General features: G+C 60.4%; 13 protein-coding genes. 12 read left to right on the top strand and 1 reads right to left on the bottom strand.

Features of this window, described 5'->3' with window-relative positions; genetic code table 11:
• Positions 1–245: 245 nt before the first annotated feature.
• From AAAX73_RS01410 to AAAX73_RS01395, 4 genes are all read left to right on the top strand, one after another.
• Positions 246–6,659 (top strand): discoidin domain-containing protein, encoded by a 6,414-nt coding sequence (locus AAAX73_RS01410; RefSeq protein ID WP_349124829.1) that lies wholly within the window; start codon positions 246–248, stop codon positions 6,657–6,659.
• 217 nt (positions 6,660–6,876) lie between these two features.
• Positions 6,877–7,341, top strand: coding sequence for a 5-(carboxyamino)imidazole ribonucleotide mutase (purE, locus tag AAAX73_RS01405; RefSeq protein ID WP_006235810.1), 465 nt, complete (start codon positions 6,877–6,879; stop codon positions 7,339–7,341).
• 35 nt (positions 7,342–7,376) lie between these two features.
• Positions 7,377–8,375 (top strand): class B sortase, encoded by a 999-nt coding sequence (locus AAAX73_RS01400; RefSeq protein ID WP_117640749.1) that lies wholly within the window; start codon positions 7,377–7,379, stop codon positions 8,373–8,375.
• A gap of 52 nt (positions 8,376–8,427) precedes the next feature.
• The gene (locus tag AAAX73_RS01395; protein ID WP_117640750.1) at positions 8,428–8,847 is read left to right on the top strand and encodes a molybdenum cofactor biosynthesis protein MoaE; all 420 of its coding nucleotides are present in this window, start codon (positions 8,428–8,430) and stop codon (positions 8,845–8,847) included.
• 90 nt (positions 8,848–8,937) lie between these two features.
• Here the strand turns inward: AAAX73_RS01395 and AAAX73_RS01390 are convergent, their stop codons facing one another.
• A complete protein-coding gene (locus AAAX73_RS01390) occupies positions 8,938–10,167 on the bottom strand; it encodes a putative ABC transporter permease (RefSeq protein ID WP_117640751.1) in 1,230 nt (409 codons plus the stop codon).
• Between the two features lie 285 nt (positions 10,168–10,452).
• Between AAAX73_RS01390 and purF the strand changes: the two genes are divergently transcribed.
• The 8 genes from purF to AAAX73_RS01350 all read left to right on the top strand — a co-directional run bounded on the left by purF (position 10,453) and on the right by AAAX73_RS01350 (position 18,572).
• Complete coding sequence (purF, locus tag AAAX73_RS01385) at positions 10,453–12,123, top strand: amidophosphoribosyltransferase (RefSeq protein WP_349124828.1); 1,671 nt, start codon at positions 10,453–10,455, stop codon at positions 12,121–12,123.
• Positions 12,124–12,279: 156 nt separating this feature from the next.
• The gene (purM, locus tag AAAX73_RS01380) at positions 12,280–13,383 is read left to right on the top strand and encodes a phosphoribosylformylglycinamidine cyclo-ligase (protein ID WP_349124827.1); all 1,104 of its coding nucleotides are present in this window, start codon (positions 12,280–12,282) and stop codon (positions 13,381–13,383) included.
• Positions 13,373–14,074 (top strand): phosphoribosylglycinamide formyltransferase, encoded by a 702-nt coding sequence (purN, locus tag AAAX73_RS01375; RefSeq protein ID WP_349124826.1) that lies wholly within the window; start codon positions 13,373–13,375, stop codon positions 14,072–14,074. The genes purM and purN overlap by 11 nt, the downstream gene beginning before the upstream one ends.
• Before the next feature lie 152 nt (positions 14,075–14,226).
• Positions 14,227–14,691, top strand: a complete 465-nt coding sequence (locus tag AAAX73_RS01370; protein WP_349124825.1) for a PTS sugar transporter subunit IIA — start codon at positions 14,227–14,229, stop codon at positions 14,689–14,691.
• A gap of 187 nt (positions 14,692–14,878) precedes the next feature.
• A complete protein-coding gene (locus tag AAAX73_RS01365; protein WP_349124824.1) occupies positions 14,879–16,099 on the top strand; it encodes a peptidylprolyl isomerase in 1,221 nt (406 codons plus the stop codon).
• A 54-nt stretch (positions 16,100–16,153) separates the two neighbouring features.
• Complete coding sequence (locus tag AAAX73_RS01360; protein ID WP_349124823.1) at positions 16,154–16,597, top strand: GatB/YqeY domain-containing protein; 444 nt, start codon at positions 16,154–16,156, stop codon at positions 16,595–16,597.
• A 359-nt stretch (positions 16,598–16,956) separates the two neighbouring features.
• Positions 16,957–17,688, top strand: coding sequence for an amino acid ABC transporter ATP-binding protein (locus AAAX73_RS01355; RefSeq protein ID WP_022094215.1), 732 nt, complete (start codon positions 16,957–16,959; stop codon positions 17,686–17,688).
• 8 nt (positions 17,689–17,696) lie between these two features.
• On the top strand, positions 17,697–18,572 hold the full coding sequence (locus AAAX73_RS01350) for a transporter substrate-binding domain-containing protein (RefSeq protein ID WP_349124822.1): 876 nt from the start codon (positions 17,697–17,699) through the stop codon (positions 18,570–18,572).
• The last annotated feature ends 17 nt before the right edge of the window (positions 18,573–18,589 follow it).

Raw genomic sequence — 18,589 nt, 5'->3', positions numbered from 1 at the left:
ATGGCTTATTAAGCCTACCTTGCCGTTGACGCTCATTTTACTGCCGTTGGTGGACTTCCGAACTTGGTTGCGCAAGTGCTCCCATATATTATATGACCTAGTAGGTGGCTATCTGGTTACTACCAGTTGGCCCCTTGGTAACGGGTGGCCCCATTGTGCGGAATGTACCGAACATCCCCGTTTGATACGTTTTCCCATGCTGCCGGGGGGGGGCGTCCTCGGCATGTCGGAAGAAAGGAGCCCAGGTGCGCAGGAATTCCATTTTTACGAAACGGTGGGTGAAGGGAAGCGCGGTCCTCGTTGCCACTGCAGCGACGCTCGTGTTTGCCAATCCCCAGCAGGCGATTGCCACGCCACTCAAGGGCGTCGACTCAGCGACCGTGTCCCAGTCTGCCTCGAATGTCGTCGACATCGATTTCGCTGACGGCATCAAGGGCCGTATTACGTTCCTCGAGGACGGTATTTTCCGTTATAACGTCGACCCCAAGGGTGAGTTTTCCGATTACGCCACACCGCGCAGTAAGTCCCACACGGCTAAAATCCAGGCTCAGCCCGATACCTCGGACACCTACAGCAAGCCGAGCGCGACGGTTGCCGACAAGGGCGACACTATCGAGATCACCGGCGGAAAGGCGACCGTGATCCTGGACAAGGCGACTGGCAAGATGAGTATCAAGTCAGGCGACCGTGTCGTGGTTTCCGAGTCCGCGTCCCTCGACCTTGATAAGAAGGGTACCGTCCAGACGCTCGCCAAGGAGAAGTCCGAGAACTTCTTTGGCGGCGGCACCCAGAACGGACGCTTCCTGCACACCAACCAGACCATCGCCATCTCCAACACGAACAACTGGACTGATGGCGGCGTTGCCTCGCCCAACCCGTTTTATTGGACGAGTGACGGCTACGGCGTACTCCGAAACACGTTTGCAGAGGGTTCCTACGACTTCGGTTCCACGGACTCATCGACGGTCACGACTTTGCACAGCGAGAATGAGTTTGATGCCTACTACTTCGTGGCGACCAACGAGGGCGCTTCGAACGTGGCAACCGAGATGCTGCAGGACTACTACAAGGTGACCGGTAACCCGGTACTGCTGCCCGAGTACGGGTTCTACCTTGGTCATCTTAATGCCTATAACCGTGATGGCTGGTCAACGACCTCGGGTCAAAAGAAGTGGGAGACCAAGGGCAGCAAGTCCTCGAGCGAGAAGGGCGACGTTAAGTACGAGTCTGGCATGTCGACGGGCTACAAGCTCGACGGCACACTTGCGGCCGAGACGCTCAACGGTGAGGGCCCTTCGGTTGATACCGAGAACATGAAAGCGACCGATTTCGACCGCCAGTTCTCTGCTCGGCAGGTTATCGATGACTACGAGGACAACGACATGCCGCTCGGTTGGTTCCTGCCGAACGACGGCTACGGCGCCGGCTATGGCCAGAACGGTTACTACAAGACCGGCGGCGTCAACTCCGACGGAGCGAGCTCGGCCGACCGTCTTAACGCTGTGCGTGCCAATGTCGACAACCTTAAGAAGTTCACCGAGTATGCCAACTCCAAGGGTGTGAGCACGGGCTTGTGGACCCAGTCCAACCTTGAGCCCGACAGCAACCCTGAGACCCCGTGGCATCTGCTTCGCGACTTCGACGCCGAGGTCAAGACGGGAGGCATCACTACCCTTAAGACCGACGTTGCCTGGGTTGGATCTGGCTACTCCTTTGGTCTTAATGGCATCAAGACAGCTTATGACACGGTGACGACCGGCGCTAACAAGCGCCCCAACATCATCACGCTCGATGGTTGGGCCGGCACGCAGCGCTTTGGTGGCATTTGGACCGGCGACCAGTATGGCGGTAACTGGGAGTACATTCGCTTCCATATCCCCACGTATATCGGTCAGAGTCTTTCGGGCAACCCCAACATCGGCTCCGACATGGATGGCATCTTTGGCGGCGACCCCATCATCTCTGCGCGTGACTACCAGTGGAAGACGTTCACGCCCTCTATGCTTGACATGGACGGTTGGGGCACCTACCGTAAATCGCCCATGACGCACGGCGATCCCTACACAGGCATCTCGCGCTTCTACCTCAAGCTCAAGGCGCAGCTCATGCCCTATATCTACACGAGCGCGGCCTCGGCGGCCAACATCGACACGGGTAACGGCGATGCCGGCCTGCCCATGATCCGCGCCATGCTGCTTTCCGACAACTCCGAGTACGCCGCAAGCACTTCGACGCAGTACCAGTATATGTTCGGTGAGAACTTCCTAGTGGCACCGGTGTATCAGGATACCCAGGCAGACGAGAACGGCAACGACATTCGCAATGGGATTTACCTCCCCAACTACGGCACCGACGAGAATCCCACCATCTGGATCGATTACTTCTCGGGTAAGCAGTATCGCGGCGGCCAGGTTCTCAACAACTACGAGGCTCCGCTTTGGAAGCTGCCGCTGTTTGTGAAGGCCAACGCTATCGTGCCGATGTACGCCGAGAACAACAACCCCGAGGCCGTGAGCGACACCAACACCAAGGGTACCGACCGCAGCCAGCGTATCGTCGAGTTCTTCGCCACCGAGGGCGACGGCACCTTTACGCAGTACGAGGACGACGGCTCCTCCATCGAGAACAACACGACTGAGGACGATTCCTACGGCACGATCGACAATATCTCCTACGGTGAGCATGTGAGCACCGTCTACAGCTCCAAGGCCGCAGGCGGCACCGCGACCTTTACCGCCGAGGCCTCGCAGGGCGGCTACAACGGCTACGACTCCAACCGCACCACGACCTTCGTGGCCAATGTGTCCGCCAAGCCCACGAGCGTTGTCGCCAAGAACGGCGGATCCGCACTCAACGTGGTTGAGGTCGACTCGCAGGAGACCTTTGACGCCGCGACCCCCGAGGCCGGCCAGGCGGTCTACTTCTACAGCGAGACCCCCAACCTCAACCACTACGGCAGCGATGCGGACGGCACCGAGGCCGAGCAGGGCGAGAGCTTCAACAACACCAAGATCACCACGAACCCCAAGGTCTACGTCAAGTTCGCGAAGACCGATGTTGCTGCAGCGGCGCAGACGCTTGAGCTGGGCGGTTTCGTGAACGCCGACGCCACGCTCACAGCCGATCGCCTCAACGAGAACCTCTCCGCACCCACGAACCTTGCTGCCCCCGAGGACGCCACGACCCCAACGAGCATCAAGCTCACCTGGGGAAAGGTCGATGGTGCTACCTCCTACGACCTTAAGGTCGACGGCACTGTGTTTGCCGTGGGTGATGCGGCCGAGTTCACGCACACCGACCTCGCCTACAATAGCAAGCACACCTACCAGATTCGTTCGCGCAACGCCGAAGGTTACTCCGCCTGGAGCGATGTGCTCGAGGCGAACTCCGCACTCGATCCGTGGCGGAACGTCCCCGACGCCGAGGAAATCACCTGGGAGGGCTCACTTTACGGCAGCCATAAGGCCGAGCTCGCCTTCGACCATGAGTTCCAGTCGGGCGACGGCGGTTTCCACTCCGGTGGCAACGATCTGGGCAAGGCGCTTACCGTTGACTATGGACGCGCTTACAAGCTCGATAAGCTCGAGTACTATCCGCGCGATGACGCCGGCAACGGCACCGTGACCAAGATGCGTGTTGAGACGAGTCTCGATGGCGTCCACTGGACGAGCCAGGAGGTCGATTGGGCACGTTCCGCTGATTGTAAGACGGTAGCGTTTGACGGCACCGTGGCCGCCCGTTACGTGCGCATGACACCGCTCGCCTCGGTCGGCAATTTCTTCTCCGCGTCCGAGATTGCCATCTACAAGACCGACGGCACGGATGGCTTCGCCGTGGGCTCCAACCTCAACAAGGCCACGATCTCCGACGGAGACTACTCCAACATGAAGAACTATCTGGGCCTCGAGAATCGCGAGCCCGATACCCCGACGTTCGGTTCGCAGATCCGCGACCACTTCGCCGACCTCAACGATAACGGCGTTTACGACGTCTACGATTACTCGTTCACCATGGCGGGTCTTGACGGCGGCACTAAACAAAAGGGCAAGGTCGCAGGTTCGCTCGCGGTGATTCCGAGCAAGACCGAGGTCGAGGCCGGTGATGAGATCACCGTTGATGTCTATGCGGCCGACGCCAAGAACGTCAACGCCCTGGGCGCCCTCGTCAACTTCAAGAGCGACCAGTTCGAGTTTGTGTCCGAGAGCATCGCGCAGGACGGCTCGACTGCCGGCATGGAGAACCTGTCTCGCGAGAAGGTCCAGTTCGTGGACGGAACGCAGACTATCAATCTCGCCTTTGCCAACCGCGGCGATGGCAAGCTCTACAACGGTACTGGTGCGGTGGCGAGTTTCAAGCTCAAGGCCAAGACCGCCGGAAAGGTCGAACTGCCCTCGACATCTTGGCTTATCGGCCCGGCATGCGACGCACTTGAGTTTGCGAGCGACGGCACGGTGACGATGCCGGACGTTCCTCAGCCAACGGTCGCCGAGTACGCCCAGGATGCCTTCAACATCACGATGACCAACGATGAGCTCACGACCGACGACGGGACCAACGTCGAGAAACTTATCCAGCAGAAGAGCTATAACGCGCTGTTCGATAATAACGAGGGCGACAACGGCTTTGAGTTCCTGTGGAACTGGAGTGGCAACTGGGACAGCGAGGGTAAGCTACCGAGTTACGTGAAGCTTCCCACCACGATGACATTCGCATTTAAGACGCCGTCGAAACTCGATAGCGTCGAGGTCGTTAACCGCAACGGCGGCAACGGAACCGTACAGAAGATCAAGGCCGTCGTGACGTTCGAGGATGGCTCGATCCAAGAGTTCGCGGGCGGGGAGTACGATTCCTTCCTGGCTCGCTACGCCTTTGACCTCTCTGCCGAGAACAAGGGCAAGAAGGCGACCAAGGTCGAGGTCACGCCGCTTGAGGCATCGGGTGACCAGATGCTCACACTGCGTGAGGTCAACTTCAACTACACGCAGGGTGTCGAGGCCATCGAGGGTGTCGAGCTAGGCAAGAACCAGACCGAGTTCTTTGAAGGCGACATTACGCCCGTCGACGCCAAGGCTACGCCTGAGAGCGCTGGCTACCCCTATGTGACGGTCGAGAGCTCCGACCCCTCTGTGGTAAGCGTCTCCGCTGTTCAGGCTGGCGATAGCGTGAGCTACTACCTGCGTGCCAACAAGGCCGGCAAGGCAAAGATCACGGTGGCGTCGGTACTCGACCCCTCCAAGACCGCATCCTATGAGGTCGAGGTCAAGGCTGGTGTCGATACCTCTGCGCTCGTGGCAGCGCTTTCCAAGGCCGCGGGCTACAGCGAGTCCGTCTACACCAAGGATTCCTATGCAGCTCTCACCACTGCGGTCGAGGCGGCTCGGAAGCTCCTCGACAGCGGCCAGGGCAGCTATAGCAAGAAGGATGTCGCAGACGCCACTGCCAAGATCGAGAAGGCAATCGACGGCCTCAAGATGCGCCCTGTCGATGAGAAGATCCTCATCAACACGCCCGAGAACCGCAAGAACGTCAAGGTGGCCGACTTCTCGAGTGAGGCCGACTACGAGGGCAGCAACGCCGTCAACGCTCTCGACGGCGACGAGCGGACGCTTTGGCACAGCGACTGGGCCCATGGGACCGGTATGCCCCAGTATCTGAGTGTCGACCTGGGCCGCGACTACGATCTCACCGACGTTACATTCCTGCCGCGCCAGGACGGCGGCACTAACGGCGATATCTTCGAGGCCGAGATACTGGTCTCCGACACTGCCGACGGCTATGAGATGGGCACCGCCGCGTCGATGGGTACGTTCGCCTTCGACAACGACGGCCGCGTGCTCACCGACCGTGGCGACTGGAAGCAGATGAGCTTTGGCGCCGCGCGCGGTCGCTACGTGACCGTCAAGGTGATTCACGCCGGCGGTGGCAACGTTGATGCCTACTGCAGCATGGCGGAGCTCAAGTTCTACGGTACGGCCGTCCCCGATCCGGTGGCGAAGGATGATCTCGCTACCGCGATCGAAAAGGTTGATGCCGAGGTTGCTGCCGGCGACCTCAAGGCCGGTGACTACACCGAGGCCTCCTGGACGGCGCTCGAGAACGCCCTGGCGAGCGCCCGCGCCATCTTGAGCGACGAGAAAGCCACGCAGGACGAGGTCGACCAGGCGCTCAGGGCGCTCGAGAGCGCCCGCGGCGCGCTCGAGAAGACCCCGGTGGCCCCGGTCGAGAAACCGACTAAGAAGCAGCTCAAGGCCCTGGTCAAGCAGGCGAAGGAGACTGACACTAGGGGCAAGACGGCCGAGTCTGTCAAGGCCCTGACGGATGCCATTACCTACGCCGAGGACGTCTTGGGTGCTGAGAATGCTTCCGACACCCAGCTCCAGGCGGCCTATGACCAGCTCAAGCTGGCTATTGAGAGCCTCAAGGATGCCGATTCCGGCAATCAGGGCGGCTCGGGCAACCAGGGTTCCGGCAATGGCTCGAACGGCGGCAACCAGGCGGGCAAGCCCGCAGGCGACAAGGCCCAGGGCAGCAAGAAGAACGGTTCGGCGATTCCCAATACCGGAGACCAGACGGCGGCGACCGTCGCGACCGTCGGTGGTCTTGGCGCCATCATCGCCGCGATCGGCGCTTTCTTCCATCGTCGCAGCAAGGCTAAGTAGCCCCAGCAACAGCTAAGCAAGCGTGCCCGCCGTCCCACCCAAGGACGGTGGGCACGCTTTTTGAATGTAGGCGGAAAGCTCCGACCCTTCGGCCTTAATCTCGCAAAGCGTTCCGTCTCCCGCCGAACACATCAGCATCGGCGGCTATACTTGAATTATTTGCAGTTAAGGGTCGCGGATTCGCCGCGTCACCGCTCTCAACAGGAGGTCTTTGTTTATGGCAGATCAAAAGCCGGTTGTCGGGATCATCATGGGTTCCAAGTCCGATCTGGGCGTTATGGAAGGCTGCACCGCCGAGCTCGAGGCACTGGGTGTGCCCTATGAGCTCGTGATCGCGAGCGCGCACCGCACGCCGGCGAAGGTCCACGAGTGGGCTTCGACTGCCGCCGATCGCGGTATCAAAGTGATTATCGCCGCCGCCGGCAAGGCCGCTCACCTGGGTGGTGTCGTGGCTGCCTTTACGCCGCTGCCGGTTATCGGCGTGCCTATGAAGACGAGTGACCTGGGCGGTATGGATTCGCTGCTGTCGATGGTGCAGATGCCTTCGGGCGTGCCCGTGGCCTGCGTTGCCATCAACGGTGCCAAGAACGCCGCCATCTATGCCACGCAGATTCTGGGTGCTTGCGACCCCGAGTACCGCAAGGTTATCGAGAAAATGAAGCAGGAGATGGCCGACGCCTAGGCGTTCCGCCGTTTCACCGCAGTATAAGGAGAGCCATGTCCGATTATCAGGGAAAACGATTCAAGGCTTCTCAGATTCCCGATCCGTCGAAGCCGGGTGCTGCCCATGCGGCACAGCAGGGTCGGACATCCTCTCCTCAGCAGCCGCGCGCGCCGCGTTCCGTAACGCCGACGTCCCATCGCCGTCAGGATACGCCTGCTGCTTATCGCCCTTCGTCATACAGTACGGCCAAGAAGTCACCTCGCTCTTCGGCGCATACCGCGCCATCGAGCTATACCGAGCCGCTGCGCAAAAAGCGCCGCTCCGTCATTCCCATTCTGCTCATCATCATTGGCATTGGCCTGATCGTTGCTGCGGCCGCCATCTTTATTAATGCCCAGATTGGCTACAAGCAGGCGAGCGAGTCGTATCAAAAAATCGAAAAGCAATATGTGAGCGACAAGGACGCCAGCGGCGTGCCGATTATCGACTTCAACGCGCTCGCCCAGACAAATCCCGAGGTTGTGGGTTGGATTTACGCGCCCGGCACCAACATCAACTACCCCGTGGTGCAGACCAACAACAACTCCAAGTACCTCAACACGCTGTTCGACGGTACGGCCAATGCCTCGGGAGCCATCTTCTTGGATAGCGACGACACCGCGCCGGGCATGGTGGATCAGCAGACCACGATTTACGGCCATCACATGAACGACGGTTCGATGTTCAACGTGATTTCGCGTACGACCGATCAGGCGACGTTCGACAGCATGGAATACGTGTACTACATCACGTGCGATGCGACGTATAAGTTGCGCCCGCTGGCGACCAAGGTGGTCGAGGACACGTATGCCAAGGCGCGCACGCCCAACTTTGAGGGCGATGACGGACTGAAGAATTACCTGTCCGAGATGCTCGACGGTGCCTCTGCCGTGGCGAGCGATGCCACCGACCGTGCCGCTTCGGCAACCAAGGTCGTAACGCTTGTGACCTGTCGCTCGCTGTCGCTGAGCAACACACGCGCCGTCATGGTGCTCACGCCGGTCGAGGAATAAAGTGTCCGGGAGCCCCGTCCCAAAAAGACTGCCCTGGAAATCAAAAGGAGAAATGATGTTTGAGAATGGCAAATCGATGCCTTCGGTTGATGCTTGGCTGCGCGAAGCCAAGGCCGATGTTTCGGCGGCTGATTGTGGGATGTACCTGACACACAACGGCGTGGTGCGCGCGACGCCCAAGGCCGAGGTGCGTGGGGTCGAGACCGATGGTGTGGCGCCTGGACATAAGGTGGGCGGCATGGCGTTTGGCTTCGATGCCGAAAAGGTGCAGGCCGCTATCGAGGCAACGCACGCGATGCCGGGTATCGGTTACGTGCGCGTGTGGTTGGCGAGTGGCGAGCTCGCCGTGGGCGACGACATCATGCTCGTGCTCATTGGCGGGGACATTCGCCCGCATGTGGTCGATGCGCTGCAGGCGCTCGTCGGTACCATCAAAAATGAGTGTGTGAGCGAGGTCGAGCGCGAGGCGTAGAGGCTTGCGTCGATAGAAGGCTCGTTTATAAAAATGCCCGCCGGTACGTGTGATACCGGCGGGCATTTTGTGTTTTGGGCGCGGTGGGCGCTACACGCGCGTCGCATCCTTGGGACTCATGGTCATGCTCTGGAAGCGGTTCTCCATGTAGTCGTTATCGAAATACTTGCCGTAGAACTGCGCGACGGGAATATCCGGCTCCGTGCCGTTGACGCGCTGGTACCAGTAGTCGAGCGACTGCAGCGTCATGACGCCGTCGACCAGCATAATGACGGTAAAGATGACGGTAGCCGAGTAGCGACTCTTCCACGGAATCATGTTGATGAGCTTGAGCAGCCTCGGCAACAGCAGCTTGATCCAGATAAGGCCACCCAGGCCCCACAGGCAGGCAAAGCCCGTGCAGGTGCGTCCGCCCGTAAGGACGGCGAGTGGGTCGGGCATGCCGAACAGCTTCATGTGCGAGTAGCTCCACGAGACCACGCCAAATGAGGTCTGCATAAACCAGCCCACGAACACCTCAAAGCTCGCGCCGAGCACAGCGCTTACCAGGAAAATGATGATGGGGTTCTTTTTATAGAAGCGGTTGAGCACCATGGTCATGAGTACGGCGCCAAAGCCATAGATGGGGCTGAAGGGACCAAACAGCATGCCGGCGCGGTTCTGGTAGACGCCCGGGTCGTCGACTGTCATATGCCAGATGTCCTCGGCGATCAGGCCGAGCACGCAGCAGACGAAGAATACCCAGAACAGGTTGAAGTAGTTGAGCTTGATGTAGCCCTCGCCGGTTTCATCGCGGCCGAGCATGCCCTCCGCCGCGGCGTCACGGTCGAGCATCTCCTGCAGGCGGCGCTGCAGTTCGCGCTCCTGGCGCAGCGTGGGGTCGACGGTTGCCGAAAGTGCAACGAGGATGCCGAGCTGGATCGCGGGACGCAGCAGGAAGGGCCCGATGCCCTGGAGCATCACGTCGACCAAAAGCTCGACGACGGTGAATGCAATAAGGATGTAGGACAGGCGGGCGGCGTTGCGGCGCTGGTTTTTGATAAGGTCCAGGCCAAAGATGATCAGGATGACGGCACTTGCCGCAGAGAGCATGATGCCGGCGACGATGAGTCCAACCGAGACCAGCATATTGTCGCCGAGCTTTTCGGCGGCGTTGCCGTTGATGAGCGCGGTGATGACCTGCCACATAAAGGCGCCGACCGACGGGAGTGTGCCCACGCCGGATAGGATGCACAGGACGGCGTACACCTTAATGATGAGGGGAATCTTCTTGACCTCCGTGGCGCTGGGGACGCTGGGGTCGAGTTCGTTTCGATCCATACAGAACCTTTCTCGCTTTGTCCTAGGCTACAAGGATACGCCGCCGACCTGCCAAAAGACAGGACGAACGTCCCAATTGCAACTTTGTAATCCCCAACGGTGGACGCGGCGGCCATCTGGGGGCGCGGGCGCTTGCACTGGACAGACCGATAAAATGTTTGGCCACAAAACGGATTATTAGCTCGGTGGGCTTTTAAAAAGCGCTGCTCATGCGCTGGGGAGCGCGTCGTGCCGTGCGTATAATAAGGCGGGTAACGCCAAATAACGAGGCTCTGAGGGGATGCCATGTCTCAAGAAACCATCCGCGCGGCCGAGCGTGCCACGGGACAGGTGACGACCATGTCGACGTATGATCCGGACTCCGACCAGCTGCATGAGGAATGCGGCATCTTTGGTGTGTGGGCACCCGATCGCGATGTGGCTCGGCTGACGTACTTTGGTCTGCGCGCGTTGCAGCATCGCGGCCAGGAATCGGCGGGAATCGCCGTGGGTGACGGCGGCACAGTTATGGTCCGCAAGGACCTGGGCCTGCTCGACCGCGTGTTCTCCAATGCCGACTTGTCGACGCTCTCCGGTCAGCTGGCCGTGGGCCATGTGCGCTACGGCACCGCCGGCGCCAAGAGCTGGGAAGCCTCTCAGCCGCACCTCTCTACCATCAATAGCGTCATTATCGCGCTCGCGCACAACGGCACCCTCGTCAACACCGACGAGCTGCGCCGCCAGCTGATCGAGCTGGGCGTGCCGTTCCTCTCCAACTCGGATTCCGAGGTCGCGACCAAACTCATCGGCTACTTTACTCAGCGTACGGGCCACCTGCGCGAGGGCATTCGCAAGACCATGGAGCTCGTGCGCGGCGGCTACGCCATGACGCTCATCAACGAGCAGGCGCTCTATGCATTCCGCGATCCGCACGGCATTCGCCCGCTGGTGCTGGGCAAGCTCGTGGACGAGGGCCTGGACCAGGCCGACGCCGCTTCTGTTTCGCAGCTGCCCTCGCAAGACGGTGCCTCGACGGTCGACTCCGCCGTCCATGTCACGCGCGCCGGCGGCTGGGTCGTTGCTTCCGAGACGTGCGCGCTCGATATCGTGGGCGCCGAGTATGTCCGTGATGTCCGCCCCGGCGAGATTTTGCGCATCAGCGCCGAGGGTCTGGTGTCCGAGCAGGGTGTGCCCGCAGCCGAAGAGTCCGCTAACTGCATCTTTGAGCAGGTCTACTTTGCCCGCCCCGACTCCATCATGAACGGCAAGAGCGTCTACGCCTGCCGCTACGACATGGGTCGTCAGTTGGCACACGAGGAGCCCGTCGAGGCCGACCTGGTCATCGGCGTGCCCGACTCCGGCCTGCCGCCCGCGGAGGGCTATTCGCACGAGAGCGGCATTCCCTTTGGCGAGGGCCTCATCAAGAATCGCTATGTGGGCCGTACGTTTATCGAGCCCACGCAGGAGCTGCGCGCCATGGGCGTGCGCATGAAGCTCAACCCGCTGCGCGACAACATCGAGGGCAAGCGCCTTGTCGTGATCGACGACTCCATCGTACGCGGCACCACCATGGTGCAGCTCGTCAAGATGCTGCGCAATGCCGGCGCCAAGGAGATTCACATCCGCATCAACTCGCCCGAGGTCATCTGGCCGTGCTTCTACGGTATCGATACCGACGTGCAGTCGCAGCTCATCAGCGCCAACAAGACGGTCGAGGAGATCTGCGAGTATATCGGCGCCGATTCGCTGGCCTTCCTTTCGGTTGAGGGCCTGCTGAAGGTCATGCCCAAGGGCGGCTACTGCGATGCATGCTTTACCGGCCGTTATCCCGTGGCGATTCCCGAGAGCTTTGGCCGCGACAAGTTTATGGAGGGCTTTAAGCCCCGTAACCTGGATAAGCCGCTGCACTTTGACGACGACGCCGTGGTCGAGAAATACGACGACCGCAGCTGGGAAGAGAAGCACGGCGAGGCCTAAAACCTGCCATTTGGGGACAGGCTTATTTTGGTAGGTTTTACCTGCTGTTTTGTTGATTGAGCGGCGCTCGTTGCTATGACGCGCGCCGAATCGAGGGCAACTATGAGCACCGTTTGGCGCCCGGGCGGCGGACGGTAGTGGGAGAGGAAGGCTCAGATGAGCGACAGCAAGCATGTGACGTATGAGGATGCCGGCGTCGATACCGCCGAGGGCGGCCGCGCCGTCGACGCGATTAAGCAAATGGTTAAGGACACCAACCGCCCCGAGGTCATCGGCGGTATCGGTGGCTTTGGTGGCCTGTTCTCGGCCGCCGCGCTTAAGGATATGGAAGACCCGATCCTGATCAGCGGTACCGACGGTGTGGGCACCAAGCTCGTGCTCGCCCAGATCATGGACCGTCACGAGACGGTGGGCCAGGACCTGGTCGCCATGTGCGTTAACGACATTTTGGCTTCGGGCGCCGAGCCGCTGTTCTTCCTGGACTACGTTGCCATCGGCCACATTGAGGCCGAGCACATGGCAAAGATCATCAAGGGCGTGGCCGATGGCTGCAAGCTCGCGGGCTGCGCGCTCGTGGGCGGCGAGATGGCCGAGCACCCCGGTGTCATGGCCCCCGCCGATTACGACCTCGCCGGCTTTACCGTGGGCGTCGTCGACCGTCCCAAGATGCTCGACCCCGCGAACGTCCGCCCCGGCGACGTGATTCTGGGCCTGCCTTCCACCGGCGTGCATTCCAACGGCTACTCGCTCGTGCGCAAAGTCGTTGGCGTTGACGGCATCAAGCCGGGCACGCCCGAGGCCGCTGCTAAGGCCGAGGAGCTGAGCCGCCCGCTCGAGGCCCTCGGCGGCGCATCGCTGGCCGACGCCCTGCTGGCCCCCACGCGCATCTACGTCAAGCCGATTCTGGAGCTGCTGCGCGGTGGCGCTCCGGTGCACGCGATTGCCCACATCACCGGCGGCGGTATTACCGAGAACCTCAACCGCGCGCTTGCCGACGACGTCGACGCTGTGGTCACCCGCAACGGCGCCGAGATGGGCTGGGATGTTCCGCCCGTCATCACCTACGTGTCGCGTCAGGCCGAGCTCGCGCCCAACGAGGCATGCAAGACCTTCAACATGGGCGTCGGCCTGTGCCTGATCGTCGCCCCCGAGGACGAGGCTGCCGTGACCGAGGCCCTGGTTGCGCTGGGCGAGAAGCCGTTCCGCGTGGGCGAGTGTGTCGAGGGTTCCGGTAAGGTCGTGTACTCCGATGAGCGCTAACGAGCAGATGGCTGCCGCCGAGGGCCTGGACTTTGTGCCCTATACCCGTCCGACCGGTACCGATACGGCTGAGCCGCTCAAGATCGGCGTGCTTATCAGCGGCTCCGGCACCAATCTGCAGGCGCTGATCGACCTAATCGCCGCGGATAAGCTCAATGCCTCAATTGAGCTTGTGGTGTCGAGCCGTCCTTCGGCCAAGGGTCTGCAGCGTGCCGAGCGTGCGGGTATCCAGACGCTTACGCTGTCCAAGGATGTCTATGCCGACCCCATCGCCGCCGACGAGATCATCGCGCACGAGCTGCTCGAGCGCGGCTGCGAGTATGTGGTCATGGCCGGCTACATGCGCATGGTGCATACGCCGCTGCTGGCGGCGTTTCCCAACCGCGTGGTCAACTTGCATCCGGCGCTGCTGCCGAGCTTTACCGGCGCGCATGCGATCGACGATGCCTTTGCGCGCGGCGTCAAGGTAACCGGTGTGACCGTGCATTTTGCCAACGAGATCTACGACAACGGCCCCATCATCGCCCAGCGCGCGCTGGCCGTTGAGGAAGGCTGGGATGTCGATACGCTCGAGGAGCACATCCACGCGATTGAGCACGTGCTGTATCCCGAGGTCGTGCAGATGCTCGCCGACGGCCGCGTCCACGTGTTGGAGAGCGGCAAGGTCGCAATTGATGCGCCGCGCGGCTAGTGGCGCACAGTACAATTTAGCCGAGTAGTCAGGGTGGTCATTGGCGCCAAGGCGCAAGTGGCCATCCTTTGTTTTAGGTAATCACCTGCGACGCTCTTCAATGACTAGTCGTTAAAGAACGTCGCAGGTGACAAGGTGAGAGAGGTGGGCCCATGGCGGATAACGAAGCATTGTTTACGCCTGAGCTGGTGTTTTTTGATTGGGAGTGCGCGACGCCGGATGAGGTGTTTGCGCGGCTCGAGGACGAGCTTGCACCTCGCGGCTACATTGCGCCCGGTTGGCTCGATGCCGTCCGCACGCGCGAGGACGTCTATCCCACGGGTCTTGCCATGCCGGCGGCCAACATCGCCATCCCGCACACCGATCCCGGATTTGTGGCTAAGCCCTATATCGCGGTGGTAAAGCCCGCGGCGCCCGTGGTGTTCAGCGCAATGGCGGGCATGGGTGCCCCCGTGCCGGCGCAGATCATCATCAATCTGGGCATCGCCGAGCCGGGCGGCCAGGTCGAGGCCCTGCAATCGCTTATGAATATCTTTATGGATGCCGACGCCGCAGCCGATGTGCTCGGCCAGACCATATGCCAGGGCATGGTCGACGCCATCCGTCGCCACTTTTAGGGCCGGCACTTGGGGATTGTTCCTAACTGCCGGCAGAAAAGGAATGTCCCTAACTGCCGACAGCCAGAACAGCCCCCTTTGCACCAAAATGGTGCAGATTAACCTGTCCCCCATGCACCAGGTGTGTCGCGGGGTCCGCGTTGTGACACAATGGCGTTTGTTCGATTCGTGATGCGAAAGGCCAACTATGGCAAACAAGAAAAAGAACTCCGAGGCCGCGCCGACGCCCGAGCAGCAGGCTCGCGCTGCCTCCAGCTCTCGTAAGAAGCAGCGCAAGACGTACGTGTCTAAGACCGTCAAGATCGTCCTGGTGGTTATCGGCGTGCTGGCAATGCTGCTTTCCGTCTCGGCCATGGCATGCTCCGGTCTCATGTCGCAGGCAGAGGATACCTCGAGCTACAAGCTTACCGGCGGTGTCGCCGCCACCATCAACGGCACCAACCTCACCGAGGACACCGTGACCAAGCAGATCATGAGCATGCGCACGTCCTACGGTTACACCAAGGACAAGGACTGGGCGCAGTATCTGGTCGACAACGACCTGACGCCCAAAAAGTACCGCAAGCAGCTCATCGATTCCTACACGCAGCAGATTCTGCTCCAGCAGGCGCAGAAGGAAAACGGCGTGACGGTGTCGGACGAGGAGGTCGAGAAGGCATGGAAGGACGCGTGCAAGAGCGCGGGCGGTGCCAAGGCCTTTAAGAAGACCCTTAAGACCTACGGCTATACCGAGGACACCTACAAGGACTCGCTCAAGGAGAACCTGGCACAGCAAAAGCTTAAGGACGCCGTGGCGCCCACCAGTAAGCCCAAGGACAGTGAGATCGTCGATTACATCAACGAGAACCTGTCTAACTACAACGATGCCCGCCGCTCGTCGAACATCCTGATCAAGGTTGATTCCGACGCATCTGACGAGGACAAGGCCGCCGCCAAGGCCAAGGCGCAGGAGTGCCTGGACAAAATCAACTCCGGCGAACTGAGCTTTGAGGACGCCGTGAAGCAGTATTCCGATGACACCGGCTCCAAGGAGAAGAAGGGCGATGTGGGCTGGGACAAGCTCACCACCTTCGTCGACAGCTACCAGGCGGCGCTCGAGGGACTCAACAAGGGCGATGTGAGCGACGTGATCGAGTCGACGTACGGTTACCACGTCATCAAGTGCACCGACTACTTCCATGTCGATAGCCAGGTCGATGACATCAAGCAGGTACCCAAGGACATCAAGAAGTATATTTCCAACGTGGTGAAGACGCAGGCGGCCAGCACTGCATACAGCGAGTGGCTGGAACAGTACAAGAAGGACGCCGACATCACCGTCAACCCCATGCCCAAGGACGTACCGTACAACGTCAGCCTGAAGGGCGTCACCAAGAGTTCGACCGACGATTCGTCGACGACTGAGTAATCATGGGGCGGTGCTCATGCGAGTGCCGCCCACACTATTAAGGAGGATTTGCAGATGACCAACGAAGAGCTGCAGCAGGAAATGATCGCCGCCATGAAGGCCAAGGATAAGGTTCGCCTGTCCATCATTCGCCAGGTCAAGGCCGAGGTGAAGAATATCGAGGTTAACGAGCGCCGCGACGTGACCGAGGAAGACGTCAACAACATGATCAAGCGTCTGATTAAGCAGACGAGCGAGACGCTGGAGATGTCCATTAAGGCCGGTACCGACCAGGACCGTACTGACAACCTGACCGAGCAGGTCAAGATTCTGGAGAGTCTGCTGCCCGCGCAGGTTTCGGGCGAGGAGCTCGAGGCCCTGATCGAGCAGGTCATCGCCGAGCTGGGCGCCACGTCCAAGAAGCAGATGGGCCAGGTCATGGGGGCACTCGGCAAGGCCACCGGCGGCAACTTCGATAAGCCTGCCGCGGCAAAGATCGTCGGCGCCAAACTCGCGTAATTTGTTACGCGGTTTTACCAAACCGCGTAACGGCTCGACGCTGCAAACCCGTACACGCGGCAATCAGACGTTCAATTTCAAGGGCGCGACCAGAAGGTCAGCGCCCTTTCATTTCACGTCACCTTGCTCGCGTGTACGGGTTTTCGCTGGCTTATGCTCAACAAGGGCGGTTGTATTATTTTGGCGCTCATTGGGGACAGACTTAAATGAGTGCTCAATGAGCGGGTACTCATTTAAGTCTGTCCCCAATGAGTGGGTGGAAGGTTGCGGGTTCTTTACGGGAATGTAGTGTGGGCTGCGGAAACGTGGTTCTTTCCGTACAATAGTTCAACTCGTGTAAACGCAGGGAAGGGACATTCATGGCAGACATGATCGAGATCAAGCATCTCAACAAGTACTTTGGCGACCTGCATGTGCTCAAAGATATCAATCTCACCGTCAAGCGCGGCGAGAAGCTCGTAATGATCGGGCCTTCCGGTTCGGGTAAGTCGACGCTCATCCGTTGCGTCGATTATCTGGAGGAGCCCACATCGGGCGAGGTCGTCATCGACGGTACGCCGCTCACCAAAAAGAATCACCTGGAGATGGCTCGCAAGTATAGTTCCATGGTGTTTCAGCAGTTCAACCTGTATCCCAACATGACGGTGCTGGGCAACCTGACGCTCGCGCCCATCAAGCTGCAAAAGAAGAGCAAGGAGGAGGCGACCGAGATCGCCATCGCCGCGCTCAAGCGCGTCGGCATGGCGCATAAGGCCGGCGAGTATCCGCAGAATCTCTCGGGCGGTCAGCAGCAGCGCATCGCCATCGCCCGTGCCCTGTGCACTAAGCAGCCCATCATCCTGTTTGACGAGCCGACCTCGGCGCTCGACCCCGAGATGGTCCAGGAGGTTCTGGACGTTATGATTGAGCTCGCGCAGGAGGACATCACCATGATCTGCGTGACGCACGAGATGGGCTTTGCGCGCCAGGTGGCCGACCGCGTCATCTTTATGGAGGACGGCCGCATCCTGGAGGAGGGCACGCCCGAGCACTTCTTCGATAACCCCGAGAACCCGCGCTGCCGCGAGTTCCTGTCCAAGATTCTGCACTAGGCGCGGTGATGGACATGACGGATATGACGAGGGCGGCCGTGTCGCGCCGCCACTTTTTGCAGCTGGCTGGCGCCGGTATGCTCGCTCTGACGGGGACCGCGCTTACCGGTTGCGGCAACTCCACCAGCAGCGAGGGCTCCGACAAGGGGTCCAAGCTTGCGACCATCAAGTCGCGTGGCCATCTGAATGCCGGCGTTAAGAAGGACGTTCCCGGCTACGGCTATTACGACACCGCCAAGGGCCGCTTTGAGGGCATGGAAGTCGATTTGTGCTACCAGATCGCCGCTGCCGTCTTTGGCGTGAGCTACAAGGAGGCCCGCGCCCAGGAGCTTGTCGAGTTTACCGACGTAACGCCCAAGACGCGCGGCCCGCTGATCGATAACGGCCAACTCGACGTGGTCGCGGCGACCTACACCATCACCGACGAGCGCAAGAAGAGCTGGGATTTCTCGACGCCGTACCGCACCGACTACGTGGGACTCATGGTCAAGAAGCGTTCGGGCTTTACCTCGATTGAGGATTTGGATGGCAAGGTCATCGGCGTGAGCCAGGGCGCCACCACGCAGAGCCTGATCGAGCAGATGATCAAGGACAACGGCTTTAGCTGCAAGCCCGAGTTTAGGGCCTTTAGTGGCTACCCCATCATCAAGAGTTCGCTCGACGCCGGCAATATCGACGTCTTTGCCATGGACCGCTCCACGCTGGCCGGCTATATGAACGAGACCGTTGAGTTGCTGCAGCCCGAGGTCAAGTTTGGCGAGCAGGGCTACGGCGTGGCGACCAAGAAGGGCTGCGACCTTTCCGCCGTGGTCGATCAGGTGATTTGCGATCGTCTGGCCGACGGCTGGCTCGAACAAGAGGTTAAGACCTGGGGTCTTGTATAGGCGCATCGTCCAAGGAA

It is taken from the genome of Collinsella sp. CLA-ER-H9 (genome assembly GCF_040092295.1).
GTDB lineage: Bacteria > Actinomycetota > Coriobacteriia > Coriobacteriales > Coriobacteriaceae > Collinsella.
Note: the sequence above shows the minus strand (reverse complement) of the source record. Positions and strands in the feature narration are given on the sequence as shown.

Excerpts from the sequence above, each read along its gene's own strand:
- purE (WP_006235810.1), top strand. The coding sequence starts at position 6,877 with ATGGCAGATCAAAAGCCGGTTGTCGGGATCATCATGGGTTCCAAGTCC.
- AAAX73_RS01400 (WP_117640749.1), top strand. The coding sequence starts at position 7,377 with ATGTCCGATTATCAGGGAAAACGATTCAAGGCTTCTCAGATTCCCGAT.
- AAAX73_RS01395 (WP_117640750.1), top strand. The coding sequence starts at position 8,428 with ATGATGTTTGAGAATGGCAAATCGATGCCTTCGGTTGATGCTTGGCTG.
- AAAX73_RS01390 (WP_117640751.1), bottom strand. The coding sequence starts at position 10,167 with ATGGATCGAAACGAACTCGACCCCAGCGTCCCCAGCGCCACGGAGGTC.
- purF (WP_349124828.1), top strand. The coding sequence starts at position 10,453 with ATGTCTCAAGAAACCATCCGCGCGGCCGAGCGTGCCACGGGACAGGTG.
- purM (WP_349124827.1), top strand. The coding sequence starts at position 12,280 with ATGAGCGACAGCAAGCATGTGACGTATGAGGATGCCGGCGTCGATACC.
- purN (WP_349124826.1), top strand. The coding sequence starts at position 13,373 with ATGAGCGCTAACGAGCAGATGGCTGCCGCCGAGGGCCTGGACTTTGTG.
- AAAX73_RS01370 (WP_349124825.1), top strand. The coding sequence starts at position 14,227 with ATGGCGGATAACGAAGCATTGTTTACGCCTGAGCTGGTGTTTTTTGAT.
- AAAX73_RS01365 (WP_349124824.1), top strand. The coding sequence starts at position 14,879 with ATGGCAAACAAGAAAAAGAACTCCGAGGCCGCGCCGACGCCCGAGCAG.
- AAAX73_RS01360 (WP_349124823.1), top strand. The coding sequence starts at position 16,154 with ATGACCAACGAAGAGCTGCAGCAGGAAATGATCGCCGCCATGAAGGCC.
- AAAX73_RS01355 (WP_022094215.1), top strand. The coding sequence starts at position 16,957 with ATGGCAGACATGATCGAGATCAAGCATCTCAACAAGTACTTTGGCGAC.
- AAAX73_RS01350 (WP_349124822.1), top strand. The coding sequence starts at position 17,697 with ATGGACATGACGGATATGACGAGGGCGGCCGTGTCGCGCCGCCACTTT.